9 protein-coding genes are annotated in these 13190 nt (G+C 70.5%); 4 read left to right on the top strand and 5 right to left on the bottom strand.

The window, feature by feature from the left end; translation table 11 throughout:
- The first annotated feature begins 44 nt into the window (after positions 1–44).
- Positions 45–1190 carry a tryptophan--tRNA ligase gene (gene trpS / locus IE660_RS03795; protein ID WP_203567029.1) on the top strand — a complete coding sequence of 382 codons (1146 nt, stop codon included), beginning with the start codon at positions 45–47 and terminating at the stop codon, positions 1188–1190.
- On the opposite strand, the gene IE660_RS03790 is transcribed toward trpS, so the two are convergent.
- Positions 1184–2953 (bottom strand): DEAD/DEAH box helicase, encoded by a 1770-nt coding sequence (locus IE660_RS03790; RefSeq protein ID WP_203567028.1) that lies wholly within the window; start codon positions 2951–2953, stop codon positions 1184–1186. The genes trpS and IE660_RS03790 overlap by 7 nt on opposite strands.
- Positions 2954–3175: 222 nt before the next feature.
- Between IE660_RS03790 and IE660_RS03785 the strand changes: the two genes are divergently transcribed.
- Positions 3176–3856 carry a ferritin-like fold-containing protein gene (locus tag IE660_RS03785; RefSeq protein WP_203567027.1) on the top strand — a complete coding sequence of 227 codons (681 nt, stop codon included), beginning with the start codon at positions 3176–3178 and terminating at the stop codon, positions 3854–3856.
- Between the two features lie 37 nt (positions 3857–3893).
- Here IE660_RS03785 and IE660_RS03780 read toward each other — a convergent pair whose 3' ends face one another.
- From IE660_RS03780 to IE660_RS03765, 4 genes are all read right to left on the bottom strand, one after another.
- The gene (locus IE660_RS03780; RefSeq protein WP_203567026.1) at positions 3894–4118 is read right to left on the bottom strand and encodes a DUF3107 domain-containing protein; all 225 of its coding nucleotides are present in this window, start codon (positions 4116–4118) and stop codon (positions 3894–3896) included.
- Between the two features lie 90 nt (positions 4119–4208).
- Positions 4209–5087 carry a PP2C family protein-serine/threonine phosphatase gene (locus IE660_RS03775; RefSeq protein WP_203567025.1) on the bottom strand — a complete coding sequence of 293 codons (879 nt, stop codon included), beginning with the start codon at positions 5085–5087 and terminating at the stop codon, positions 4209–4211.
- A 78-nt stretch (positions 5088–5165) separates the two neighbouring features.
- Positions 5166–6128, bottom strand: a complete 963-nt coding sequence (gene ligD / locus IE660_RS03770) for a non-homologous end-joining DNA ligase (RefSeq protein WP_203567024.1) — start codon at positions 6126–6128, stop codon at positions 5166–5168.
- A 129-nt stretch (positions 6129–6257) separates the two neighbouring features.
- Positions 6258–6464 (bottom strand): cold-shock protein, encoded by a 207-nt coding sequence (locus tag IE660_RS03765; RefSeq protein ID WP_203567023.1) that lies wholly within the window; start codon positions 6462–6464, stop codon positions 6258–6260.
- 277 nt (positions 6465–6741) lie between these two features.
- Here IE660_RS03765 and IE660_RS03760 point away from each other — a divergent pair, with 277 nt between their 5' ends.
- A complete protein-coding gene (locus IE660_RS03760; RefSeq protein ID WP_203567022.1) occupies positions 6742–9960 on the top strand; it encodes an ATP-dependent helicase in 3219 nt (1072 codons plus the stop codon).
- Positions 9957–13187, top strand: a complete 3231-nt coding sequence (locus tag IE660_RS03755; RefSeq protein ID WP_203567021.1) for an ATP-dependent DNA helicase — start codon at positions 9957–9959, stop codon at positions 13185–13187. Before IE660_RS03760 ends, IE660_RS03755 begins: the two co-directional genes overlap by 4 nt.
- Positions 13188–13190: the final 3 nt, after the last annotated feature.

The following is a 13190-nucleotide window of genomic DNA, read 5'->3' as shown; positions in this document are numbered from 1 at the left end:
AGATCCACGGGGCCGACCAGGGAGCCACAGCGACAAGGACTGACATGACCGACCCGATGACCACCCCCGCCGACCCCGCTCTCGAGTCCGCGGCAGACGATGCCTCCGAGCTGATCGAGCAGAGCAACTCCGAGGCCTCCCTGAGCCGCACGATCGCGCGCAGCGACGAGATCGAGGCCGACCTGCCCGTGCACCCCGAGCGCTACCGGATGCTCACCGGTGACCGCCCGACTGGCTTCCTGCACCTGGGCCACTACTTCGGGTCGCTGGCCAACCGCGTGCGCATGCAGGACCTCGGCGTCGAGACCTACGTGCTGATCGCCGACTACCAGGTGATCTACGACCGTGACGGGGTCGGCGACCTGCAGAACAACGTGCTCAACGCCGTGATCGACTACCTCGCCACCGGCATCGACCCGCAGCGCACGACGATCTTCGCCCACTCGGCGCTGCCGGGGCTGAACCAGTTGCTGCTGCCGTTCCTGTCGCTGGTCACCGACTCCGAACTGCGGCGCAACCCGACGGTCAAGGACGAACTGGCGGGCTCCACCCGCCCGATGTCAGGGCTGATGCTCACCTTCCCGGTGCACCAGGCCGCCGACATCCTGTTCTGCAAGGCCAACATCGTGCCGGTCGGCAAGGACCAGGTGCCCCACATCGAGCAGACCCGGTTGGTCGCCCGCCGCTTCGACGAGCGCTACGGCCGGGTCAACCCGGATGAGCCGGTGTTCCCGCAGCCGGCTGCGCTGCTGTCGGCCGCCCCGGCGATTCTGGGGCTGGACGGCACCAAGATGAGCAAGTCGAAGGGCAATGTCATCGAGTTGCGGATGTCGGCTGATGAGACCGCTGCGCTGCTGAAGAAGGCCAAGACCGACTCCGACCGCCACATCACCTACGACCCGACGGGTCGCCCCGAGGTGAGCAACCTGGTGCTGCTCACCGCACTGTGCTCGGGCCGCACGCCCGAGGAGGTCGCCGCCGAGATCGGTGACGGGGGAGGCGGTGGCCTGAAGAAGGCCGCGACCGAGGCGATCAACGGACATCTCGAACCGATCAGGGCACGTCGACGTGAGCTCGAGCAGAACCTCGACCACGTGCGGCAGGTGATCCGCGACGGCAACGAGCGGGCCGCTGCTGTGGCCGACCAGACCCTGTCAGAGGTCCGGCAGGCCATGCAGATGGTCTACTGATCAGTGCTGGTCTGATCGGTGCTGGTCTGATTGGGGCTGGTCTGATTGGGGCTGGTCTGATTGGGGCTGGGCTGATTGGGGCTGGTCTGATTGGGGCGGGTCTGATCTGAGCCGGGCTGGCCGCCGCCTCGTCCACCGCGACGACGACGGCGGCGACGCGACGACTGACCGACGTCGCTGCCCTCCGACGTTCCTGCGGTGCTGGTCTGCTGCTCGGACGAGGGCGCCTGCGCCTGGTCGAGCACCTCGCCGTTGCGGGTGCGGCGACGCTGACGGCGCGGGCGGTCGGCAGCGGCGTGCTCGCCCTGGGCGTGGTCGTCACGGCGGCGCTCGTCGCGGTCGCGACGCGGACCACGGTCGCCACGGCCGGAGCGTCCGCCCCGGTCGCTGCGGTGGCCGTCGCGCTCGCTGCGCTCGCTGCGGGCCCGCTCCGCGTCGCCCGCCGACACCAGCCGCCCCTTCGTCCCCTCGGGGATCTCGAGATCGGTGTACAGGTGCGGTGAGGTCGAGTAGGTCTCAGCCGGGTCCTCGAAGTCGAGCTCGAGGGCCTTGTTGATCAGCTTCCAGCGGGTGAGGTCGGCCCAGTCGACCAAGGTGATCGCCACGCCCTTGGCGCCGGCGCGACCGGTGCGGCCGATCCGGTGCACGTAGGTCTTCTCGTCATCGGGGCACTCGTTGTTGATCACGTGGCTGACCCCACTGACGTCGATGCCGCGGGCGGCCACGTCGGTGGCGACCAGGACCGCGATCTTGCCGTCACGGAAGCGCTTGAGGGCACGCTCACGGGCAGCCTGGTTGAGGTCGCCGTGGATCGAGGCAGCGGCGAAGCCACGGTCCTCGAGCTCGTCCGACAGCCGCTGGGCGGCGCGCTTGGTCTTGCAGAAGACCATGACCTTCTCGACACCGTCGGCCTGCAGCACGCGGCCGATGATCTCGGGCTTGTCGAGGTCGTGGGCCTGGTAGACGAACTGCGTGGTGTCCGGCACGGTCGCCTGGGCGTCGTGGCCTTCGGCGCGCACGTTGACCGGGCGACGCAGGTGGGCGCGGGCCAGCGACACGATCGCGCTCGGCATGGTGGCCGAGAACAGCAGGGTCTGCCGGTCTGTGGGCGTCTTGCCGATCAGCCGCTCGACATCGGGCAGGAAGCCCAGGTCGAGCATCTCGTCGGCTTCGTCGAGCACGACCACCTTGACATGGCGCAGGTCGAGGGTGCCGCGGTTGGCCAGGTCGAGCAGTCGTCCGGGGGTGCCGACGACCACGTCGACGCCGGCGGCCAGCGCGTCCAGCTGGGGCTCGTAGCCGACGCCGCCGTAGACGGTCAGCACGCGGGCCTTGCGCACCGACGAGGCGATCTCGAGGTCGCGGGCGACCTGGAGCGCGAGTTCGCGGGTCGGGCACATCACCAGCGCCTGCGGCTTGCCCGGATGGGCCCACTCGTCCTCATGGGCATCGCCGGCGACGACGATGCGCTGCAGCAACGAGATACCGAAGGCGAGCGTCTTGCCCGTGCCGGTACGGGCCTGGCCGATCATGTCGGTGCCTTCAATGGCGATCGGGATGGCCAGCGACTGGATCGGGAACGGATGGGTGATGCCGACCTCGGCCAGCGACTGCTCGATCGGCGCGATCACGCCGAGGTCGGCGAAGCTGAGGCGCTCGTCGGCCTCCGGTGCGCTGCGCGGGGAGGCGGGTTCGGCCTGGCTGGTGGTGGGGGAGGTCTGCTCGACCTCGTCGTGGGAGACGGTGTGCTCGCTCAGGGTCATGCCTTCTGATCATCAGGGCGTCGGCCCTGGGGTCTGTGTGCGTCGTTGGGGGACACCGCGCGGACCTGCACGGCGGCGACCGGCTCCCGAGGGTGGACCCGGCAGGGCAGTCGTGGCGCAGCGGCGATGGCCAACCCCTCGATCCTACCCCTGATGGGCCGCGGCGCCCACCTGCGGCGCGTTGTCGGCCCGTGGCGGCGTCCGCTGGCTAGGGTCGCAGGTGTGGACAACACCGCGCTGACCGAGCACTCCGACGCGCAGGCAGCCAGCCTGCTGGGGCTCACCTCGGCGGCTCTGCTCACGCACTTCCAGTCGCTGGCCGCCGATGCCCGACTGGGCACCAGCGTGCCCGAGACGCTCGAGCTGGCCAGGCACGCGAGTACCCGCTTCGCGGCCCTCGACCGGGCTCTGGCCGCCCTGACCGACCACGGCAGCAGCCCTGAGGCGGGTCTTGGTGCCTTCACCGAGGCGCTCGGGCAGTTCCACCGTCACACCGCCCCGCAGACCTGGCCCCAGGTGTTGCTGAAGTGCGTGCTGGTGTGTGGTTTCGCCACCGACTTCGAGGGAGCAGTGTCAGAGCACCTGCCCCCGGCCTTGCGCGCCCAGTTCAGCTCACTGGTCGCTGAGGCCCAGGCTCTGGCCTGGTGGGCCCGTCAGTCGCTGGAGTCACTGGTCGACGCCGACCCCGAGGTGGTGCACTCGCTCGGGCTGTTCGGTCGCCGGGTGCTCGCTGAGGGCAGTGCCCAGGCCCAGCGGGTCGCCGGTCAGGACAGCTCCCTGGCGGCGCTGTGCACCGGTTCGGTACCCGGCAGCCTCGAGGAGTTGAGCGCCAGCGTGCAGCTGATCGCCGACCTGGTCGAGGCCAGCGCGCAGCGCATGGTGGCGCTGGGGTTGCAGCCCTGAGTTGGTGGTCCTGCGTTGGTGTGGGCCTGAGAGAGTCCTAGACGGTGCCGAAACCGACCGGGCGGCTCTGTTCGCTGCCCAGGTCGAGGTAGCCGACCGACGCGGCCGGCACGGCGATGGTGCGGCCCTTCTCGTCCTTGAGTGTCAGCACGCCACCGTCGGCCAGCGCCTGGCTGAAGGACGACAACACCTGCTCGGAGGTGTCGTTCGACTCGACCGTCAGCTCGCGTGACACGTTCATGATCCCGATCTTGATCTCCACGTGGCCAACCTAGCGCGGCCCCGGAGCGGGTGCGCCATGGCTACGCCGACGGCGGACGCGTGGAGCGGGTCGGTTCAGGTGCTGTGCGCTTCAGTCGTCGAGCAGGGACGCCACGTCGGGGGCGGGAGGATCGACACGAGCCATCGCGACGGTGATGTTGTCGCGGCCGCCCTGGTGGTTGGCCCAGGCGACCAGGGCAGCCGCCAGCACCCCGGGACCGTCGCTGGGCGGCATCGAGCGCTGGAACTGACCGACGAGTCGTCCCATCGCCTCGGCGCTGGAGGCGTAGGTCCACAGGCCGTCGCTGCAGATCAGCACCCAGCCGGCCTCCTCGAGCGTGGCCGACCCGACGCGGGGGGCGACGGTGGGGGCTTCTGGGCCCAGCCACTTGGTGATCGCGTGGGCGTGGTAGCTCGACTCGGCCTCCTCGCGGCTGAGTCCCATCTCCATCTGGGCCTGGGCCATCGAGTCGTCCACGCTGAGCTGCACGGCCTCGCCCCGGTCGGGGACCCAGTAGGCACGGGTGTCACCGATGTTGGCCAGGTGCACCTCGTGATCGCGCACGACGGCGGCCACCAGGGTGCAGGAGCCCACCGACGACCCATCCTCACCGTCGGCGAGCACGGCGTCGTTGGCCAGCTTGTAGCCGGTGGTCAACTGCTCGGACAGTTCGGCGGTGTCGAGGTCGAGGTTGTCGACCAGGAAGTCACGCAATGTGCTCGAGGCGGTGGCCGAGGCCCGCTCGGCACCGACCGAGGACGAGACGCCGTCACTGACCACCAGCACCGCGCGGCGGGCCTCGGGATCGGGCACCCCGATCGCGAAGGCGTCCTGGTTGGTGTGGTGGCGTCGTCCGATGTCGGTGGCACCGGCAACCCAGGCCCCGAACTCCTCGGTGCGCCGGGTCCGCGAGGGATCCTCCAGCTGACGCAGGATCCGCCGCGTGGGCTCGTCAGCTTCGTCTGTCATCGGGCGAACCTCGGGGAGTGTCCGTGACCATCGGTGCACGGGTGGTGGATGTCGGGCGGGGTGGCTGTGGGTAGTCAATCACGAGCCCGGATCGTCCGGCCAGTCGGGCAGAGGAGCAGCGTTGGCGGGGTCGAGCAGGCCCGCCCACAGGTCGCCGTCGGAAGCCAACCGGGCCAGCACCTCATCGCTTGTCAGCTGGAACTCATCGCCGTCGGCGATGGTGGCGACCTCGTCCCAGGACAGTGGCGCTGAGACGGTCGGCTTGGCCCGGCCCCGCAGCGAGTAGACCGAGATGGTGTTGCGGTCGGCGCGGTTCTGCAGGTGGTCGAGGAAGATCCGGTCGGTACGGGCCTGCTTGTTCATCGTGGTCACGAACAGGTCCGGGTGCTGCCGCGCGAGGCGGACCCCCATGCGCCGCACCTGCTCCATGGCGTCGCGCCAGGGTGCGGGTTCGATCGCCGCCACCACCTGCATGCCCTTCGACCCGGAGCCCTTGACGAACGGGACGAGCCCGGCCTCGGCGAGTTCGTGGGCGGCGAGCATGGCCGCTGTCGCGATCTGTGAGGCCTGGATGCCTGGCCCGGGGTCGAGGTCGACGACCAGTGAACTGGCGTGCACGGCGTTGGCGCCGTCGAAGGTGACGGGTTGCTCGCCGCTGGGGGCATCGTCCAGACGCCACTGAGGAGTGTGCAGTTCGAGGGCTGCGAGGTTCGAGAGCCAGACCAAGGTGGCCGCGTCCTCGGCGACCACGTAGCGCAGCAGGGAGTCGGCGGCGGTGACCTCGGCGATGCGGACCCAGCCGGGGGTGCCTGCGGGAGCGTTCTTCTCGTAGAAGGAGCCCTGGTCGGTGCCGTTGGGGAACCGCAGCCGGGTGATGCAGCGCTGATGCAGGTGGGGCAACATCACCGGCGCCACCTCGAGGTAGTACGCGATCACCTCGGCCTTGGTGAAGCCGCTGGGGTAGAGCTGCTTGTCGAGGTTCGACAGCGCGACGCGGCGTCCGGCGACCTCTGTGGTCAGGTCAGGACTGGGGGAGGACATGACTCAGCTTCTCAGTTCTGCCCGCCACGCACGCGCGGGGTGCCGGGAGCTCCCGCAGCGGTCAACACGCACGCGGGGGACCCGGTTGCCCGGGCCCCCCGCGTGGACGTGTGTGGGATCGTGCGGTGATCAGCCGATCGGCCGAACGCTGTCGGCCTGCTGGCCCTTGGGGCCCTGGGTGATCTCGAACTCGACCTTCTGGCCCTCCTCGAGCGTGCGGAAGCCGCTCGACTCAATGGCGGTGTAGTGGACGAAGACGTCCTCAGAACCTCCGTCAACGGCGATGAAGCCGTACCCCTTCTCGGCGTTGAACCACTTGACGGTTCCCTGTGCCATGACTACTCCTCGTGCACTTGCGTGGTGGGGCCGCAGCCCCTGGATGCTGGTGAACCGTGACCGGCTCACCCCGTTCGGTCACGTGGTCGCGGACTTCCCGCGTCACCGCCGTACGGTGTCACCACTCTTCCACAGCCCGGGGTCAGGCGCGAACTTGGTGGAAATCACATCTAGACATGCCTGTGACAAGCCATGATGGCCACACCCGTGGGGGTGGGACGCCGATCCGGGCCGCCCGTGGACGCCAGCTGTCACAGCCTCGTGGTTGCATGGGTGCATGCCGAGCCGCACCGAGCGCACCCCGGGGGAGCCACGCCCAGGGGCCCCGCAGCTGCTGGCGCGGACCTCGGCCGACAATCACGAGCCCCTCGCCCTCGACCCGCAGCAGCAGGCTGCCGTCGAAGCTGCTGGTGGCGGTGACGTGCTGGTCGTCGGTGGACCGGGCACGGGCAAGACCTCTCTGTTGGTCGAGGGGGTGCGCCGAGCGGTGGCTGACGGCACCCCGCTGGGCAGGCAACTCGTCCTCGCCCACACCCGCCCAGCTGCCCAGGCCCTCCGCACGCAGATCATCCGCACGCTGGGTGGGGCCGAACTGGCCCCGGCGGTGATGACACCCCACGCACTGGCCCACGGCCTGCTGAGGCGCTTCGGCGACCACGACGAGTGGGGGTCGGCGCCCACGCTGCTGAGCGCACCCGAACAGGAGTTCAGGGTGCGCGAACTGCTCGCCCACACCGACACCACCCGCTGGCCCGACGACCTGGCTTCGGCGGCGAGGACGCGGGGCTTCGCCAGCGAGCTGCGCACGGCGATGGCCCGCATCCGGCAGTTGGGCCTGGATCCTTCGGACGTGGCACTGCTGGCCGAGCAGTCCGGTCGGCCGGCCTGGACGATGCTCGCGGAGTTCTTCGAGGAGTACCTCGAGGTGCTCGACGCCGAGCACGTGCTCGACTACGCCGAACTGGTGCACCGGGGACGGTTGCTGATGACCCAGCCACAGGTCGCCCAGGCCTGGGCTGCTGAGATCGAACAGGTCTGGTGCGACGACATGGGTGAGTACGACCCCAGCCAGGTGCAGTTGGTGGCAGACCTGGCCCACGTGGGTGCACGAGTGTGGGCGACCACCGACCCGTTCACCGGGGTGTTCGGGTTCCGGGGGGCCGACGACCGCCTCGTGCTGGACTTCACCGACCTGTTCCGCCGAGTGGGCAGCGCCGACCCCTCCAGGGTGTGGCTGGGTGAGAACCACCGCAACTCCTCGGCGGTGGTGCAGGCGATGACGGCGACGGCCCACCGCCTGCCGCGACCCGCTGGCTTCGGTCCTGGCACCGCCCAGGTGGGCCGGCCGGCCGGCAGGGTCCAGGCCTGGGTGTGCGACTCGCCGGGGGCCGAAGCCGACCACATCGTGCAGCGGCTGCGCAGCGCTCGGCTCACCGAAGGACTGGAGTGGTCGCAGATGGCGGTGATCACCCGATCGGGCCACGGCACGCTGCCGATGCTGGCCCGCACCCTGTCGGCCCACGGCGTTCCGGTACAGATGGCAGCCGACGAGGTGGCCCTGTCGGAGGCGATGGCCGTGACACCGTTGGTGTTGGCGCTGACGGCAGTCACTGTCGAGCCCCAGGAGTGGACGGCAGACCTCGTCCTCGACCTTGTGCGTTCGCCCCTGGCCGGGCTGCATGGTCTGGGTCTTCGCCGGCTCGGGCGACGGCTGCGGTCTGGGCGGCAGTCGGAGGAGTCAGCCGCGGAACCACCGACCTCGGCCGAAGGCCTGGTGCGGCTGCTCCGTGACCCGGACGGCCATGCCGACGTCACCGACACCCCCGAGGGCCGCGATGCCGTGCGCCTGGGGCAGCTGCTCCGCCGTTGCCATGAGATGGCCGTCGAGGGGGCGACCGCCGCCCAGGTGGTGTGGGAGCTGTGGTCGGGCACCGACTGGCCCCGCCGGCTGACCAACGAGGCAGTCTCGTCCTCCGAGACCGCCCCGCGCGCCAACCGCGACCTCGACGCCATCTGCGCCCTGTTCGACGTGGCCAACCCGCAGACGACCTGGACCGGCGTGCGCGGCATCCGGGCACTGTTGTCGGAGGTCGCCGCCCAGCAGATCCCGGCCGACCGGGCCCGCGAGTCCGACCCCAGGCAACGCGGGGTGACCCTGACCACCGCCCATCGGGTCAAGGGACTGTCATGGCCCTTGGTGGTGGTGGCCGGGGTGCAGGAGGGCGAGTGGCCGGCGACCCGACGCCGCAGCAGCCTGCTCGATGCGAGCCGGCTGACCCGCGAGGGACTGGCCGATCCGGAGCCGTTCAGCGCACTGGTGGCCGCGGAGCGCCGGCTCTTCCTGCTGGCCACCAGCCGAGCCACCGACGAGTTGCTGGTCACCTGCGTGCACGGCACCGAGGGCGAGGGCGACCAGCCCTCACGGTTCGTCGAGGAGCTGCCGGTCGAGCCGGTACGACTGCTCGGGCGACCCAGCCGTCCGCTGACGGTGCAGGGCCTGGTGGCGGAGTTGCGCCGTGCCGCCACTGACGGCCGGTCGTCGCCAGCGCTTCGCCAGGCCGCGGCCAGTCGGTTGGCCGTGCTGGCGGCTTCGGACGACCACCAAGGGGGACGACTGGCGCCGGATGCCGACCCCGGCCGCTGGTGGGGGCTGCTCGACCACACCGATCCTGAGCAACCGCTCCTCGACCCCCGAGCCCCGATCTCGCTGTCGGGGTCGGAGCTGGAAACCCTGCTGACCTGTCCCCGGCGCTGGTTCCTCAGCCGTCCCGCTCGCGCGGAGACCGTTCGTGGCAGCGCGAGCAGCCTCGGTTCGGTGGTGCACGTGTTGGTCGACCACGCCTCGTCGGAGGGGATCGACCTGGAGACACTGCAGGCCCACCTCGACCACGTCTGGGACCGCATCCCGTTCGATGCCGCTTGGCTGAGTTCGTCCGAGCGCAGCGAGGCCGAGGCTGCCCTGGAGCGCTACGCGGCCTGGGCGGCAGCCAACACCCGCGAGGTGGTCGGCACCGAGGTGTCGTTCTCACTCGACCTCGACCTCGGTGACGAGCAGGTGGAGCTGCGCGGTGTCGTCGACCGGCTGGAACGCGACTCGCAGGGGCAGCTGCACGTGGTCGACTTCAAGACCGGACGCCAGCGACCCACCAAGGCACAGGCCGAGGCATCACCGCAGCTGGGCCTGTACCAGTTGGCCACCCAGCTGGGTGCCTTCGACGACCTGACCGACGGGGAACGACGCACCGGCGGGGCCGAACTGGTTTACCTGCGCCACGGCGCCACGACCCCGTCGGTCCTGACCCAGCCCTCCTTGGACACCCGGCCGCACCTCGAGCAGCAGTCCGAGTCGGTGAACTGGATGGTCGACGCCGTCAGCGAGGCGGTGGCCACCGTGCGGTCGGAGCAGTTCGAGGCCAGACCGTGTGACGGGTGCCGGCACTGCCCGTTCCTGGCCTCCTGCCCGGCCAAGGCGATCGCAGGGGAGGTCGGACGATGAGCCTGCGCGAACCACACGACCTCAGCCAGGCCCTCGGCATCGACTTCAGCGACGAGCAGCTCGCCGCGGCCACCGCTGCGCTGGAGCCGGGCGTGATCATCGCCGGCGCCGGCTCGGGCAAGACCACCGTGATGGCCGCCCGGGTGGTGTGGTTGGTGGGCACCGGTCAGGTGCGTCCCGACCAAGTGCTCGGACTGACCTTCACCCGCAAGGCGGCCGGGGAGTTGGCCGAACGGATCCGAACCGCGCTGCGTCGTGGTGGCGTGCTGCTCGAGGGCGCCGACGAACAGGGTGAAGAGGTCGTCATGACCTACGACTCCTTCGCCGGACGCCTGGTCAGCGAGCACGGCCTGCGGATCGGCGAGGAGAGCGACCGCACCCTGATCACCGGTGCAGCCCGGTACCGGCTGGCCAGCCGTGTGGTGCGTCGTGCACCCGGACCGGTCAGCCACCTGTCGCGGGTGCGCCCGGCCACCCTGACCGAGCGGGTGCTGTCATTGGACGCGATGATGCAGGCGCACCGGGTCAGTCCGGAGCGGATCCGCAACCATGCCGCCCGGTTCGCCCGCGAACTCGACCAGGCGCCCCTGTCGACACGCGGTGCGGTCTACCGCTCGGTGACGAGCGCGCGGGCGACCGTGGACGAGCGGGTCGAGTTGCTCGGGCTCGTGGCCGACTACCAGCGGCTCAAGGACGAGTTGGGCGTGGCGGAGTTCGCTGACCAGATGGCCGTCGCGGCAGCGGTGGTCGAGCAGGTGCCGGCGGTGCGCGAACTCACCCGGGACACCTTCAAGGTCGTCCTGCTCGACGAGTACCAGGACACCTCCAGTGCCCAGGCTGAACTGCTGCGCGGCCTGTTCAGCGGACCCTCGGCGGGTGAGGGTGCAGGGCACCCGGTCACCGCCGTGGGCGACCCGTTCCAGGCCATCTACGGCTGGCGCGGGGCGGCGGCGAGCAACATCCTGCGGTTCCACCGTGACTTCCCCAGGGTCGGGCCGGCCGGACAACTGCTCGATGCCCGGCGCCACCAGCTGTCGGTCAACCGCCGATCCGGCCAGCAGGTGCTCGACGTGGCCAACCGCGTCGCCACCAGCCTGCGCACCGATCCGGTGCTCACCGTGCATGACCCTGCCGGTGAGGGGACCCCCATCCCGCTGGTCGCTCCGGAAGACACCCCCGCTGCCACCGTCCGGGCTGCCAGCTTCATCAGTTGGCCGGACGAGGTCGAGTGGCTGGCAGACCTGGTGGTCGATCGACACCGCAGCGGCACCATCGCCCTGTGGTCGGACGCGGCGGTGCTGTTGCGACGCAACGCCGACCTCGGGGCCGTGCACAGCGCCCTGCGTGAGCGTGACGTCCCGGTCGAGATCGTCGGACTGGGCGGTCTGCTGTCGCTGCCCGAGGTGGCCGACGTGCTGGCCACCCTCCGGCTGGTCAACGACGTCACCAGCAACCCCGACCTGGTCCGCCTGCTCACCGGACCGCGATGGCGGATCGGTCCACGGGACCTGGCGGTGCTGGGGCGGCGCGCTCGCGAGTTGGCGGGACGGCGCCTGCCCGTCGAGGGCCGGGTCGCAGACCTCGCCGACGAACTGGACGGTGCCCTGGCTGAGACCGACGAGAGCGACGTGCTCAGCCTGCTCGAGGCCGTCGACGACCCCGGCACCGCACCGCTGTCGGACCAGGCCCGCCAGCGCCTGGCCATCTTCTCGGGGGAACTCGAACAGCTTCGCCGCCACTCGGGTGAGCCGGTGCTCGACCAGGTCAGGCGGGTGATCACCACGCTCGGGCTCGAGGTCGAACTGCAGGCCAGCACCGAGGCGGTCGCCGCTCGTCGAGCCGACCACCTCGGGGTGTTCGTCGACGCGGTGGCCAGCTATGTCGACGTCGACGGCGACACCTCGTTGGCCGGGCTCCTGGCCTGGCTCCAGGCCGAGATCGACCACGGTGTGGGCCTCGAACAGGCCACACCCAGCGACCGGGACTCGGTCAAGCTGCTCACCGTGCACCGCGCCAAGGGCCTGGAGTGGGACCTGGTGGTCGTACCTGCGCTGGTTGATGACGTCTTCCCCTCCGACCGGGTGACCGAGAACTGGGTGCGCGCCGCGCACACCGTCCCGGCTGAGCTCAGGGGTGATGCCGACTCGATCGCCCAGCTTGGGCCGCCCAGTGACAAACGGTTCACCGCCTACAACGAGGAACAGCGCGAGGCGAACCGGCTGAGTGAGGACCGGTTGGCCTACGTGGCGTTCACCCGCGCCCGCCGCGAGCTGGTGGCGACGACGCACCGGTGGCGTCCCGGGCTGAGCTCGGCCCGCGAGCCCTCTCCGTACTGGCAGGTGGTGGCCGAGGAGGCTGCCCGGCAGGGCCGGCTGCATCCGGTGGTCGACGACACCGCAGAGCGGCCAAGCGGCGACGGTGCGTCGGTCACCCCGTGGCCGGTTCCGGTCGACTCCGAGGGCAGGCGTCGCCGTCTGGAGGCTGCCGAGCTGGTGAGGGCCGCCAAGACCGCGATGGGTCACCAGGGCCCCTTGGACGAGGAGCTGTCACTGGATGAGACACTGCAGGTCGCTGAGTGGGACCAGCGGCTGGAGCACTTGCTGCTCGATGTCGAACGCCGCCGGTCGGCCTCGGCTGCTGTTGAACTGCCCGAGTCGTTGTCGGTGACCGCGATGGTGACACTCCACCGCGCCCCGCACAGCTACGCCGCCCAGCTGGTGCGGCCACTGCCGCGGCCGGTGAACCCGGCTGCCACGCTGGGGTCTCGTTTCCACGAGTGGGTCGAGCAGCACCATGGTCCCACCCACCTGGTCGACCCCCTGGTCGACATCGAGGACGATGTCGTCACCGATGACGACCAGCTGGCCGCGCTGGTCGCGGCCTTCCGAGCGGGGGAGTGGGCCTCGAAGGTTCCCGCGGCGGTCGAGGTGCCGTTCGTGATGGCCCTGGGCAACCACGTGGTGCGGGGCAAGATCGATGCCGTCTACCCGTCCGAGGACGGCACCCACCGCTGGCTGCTGGTCGACTGGAAGACCTCCGACCGTCCAGCCGACCCGGTGCAGCTGGCCATCTACCGGCTGGCCTGGGCGGCGTCGCAGGGGGTGGATGTCGATCTGGTCGACGCCTGCTACGTGCACGTGGCGAGCGGACGACGCGAACGGCCCGAGCGCTGGATGGGGCGCGCCGAGCTGGTGGACCTGCTCTCACCCCGACGGGAGCCGCACTAGGGT

Origin of the sequence: Aestuariimicrobium ganziense (genome assembly GCF_015352975.1) — a bacterium.
GTDB classification, from domain to species: Bacteria; Actinomycetota; Actinomycetes; order Propionibacteriales; family Propionibacteriaceae; genus Aestuariimicrobium; species Aestuariimicrobium ganziense.
The sequence above is the reverse complement of the archived record's forward strand: the minus strand, read 5'-3'. Positions and strand labels throughout refer to the sequence as shown.

Coding starts and splice junctions, on each gene's coding strand:
- trpS (WP_203567029.1), top strand. CDS start 45: ATGACCGACCCGATGACCACCCCCGCCGACCCCGCTCTCGAGTCCGCG.
- IE660_RS03790 (WP_203567028.1), bottom strand. CDS start 2,953: ATGACCCTGAGCGAGCACACCGTCTCCCACGACGAGGTCGAGCAGACC.
- IE660_RS03775 (WP_203567025.1), bottom strand. CDS start 5,087: ATGACAGACGAAGCTGACGAGCCCACGCGGCGGATCCTGCGTCAGCTG.
- ligD (WP_203567024.1), bottom strand. CDS start 6,128: ATGTCCTCCCCCAGTCCTGACCTGACCACAGAGGTCGCCGGACGCCGC.
- IE660_RS03765 (WP_203567023.1), bottom strand. CDS start 6,464: ATGGCACAGGGAACCGTCAAGTGGTTCAACGCCGAGAAGGGGTACGGC.
- IE660_RS03760 (WP_203567022.1), top strand. CDS start 6,742: ATGCCGAGCCGCACCGAGCGCACCCCGGGGGAGCCACGCCCAGGGGCC.
- IE660_RS03755 (WP_203567021.1), top strand. CDS start 9,957: ATGAGCCTGCGCGAACCACACGACCTCAGCCAGGCCCTCGGCATCGAC.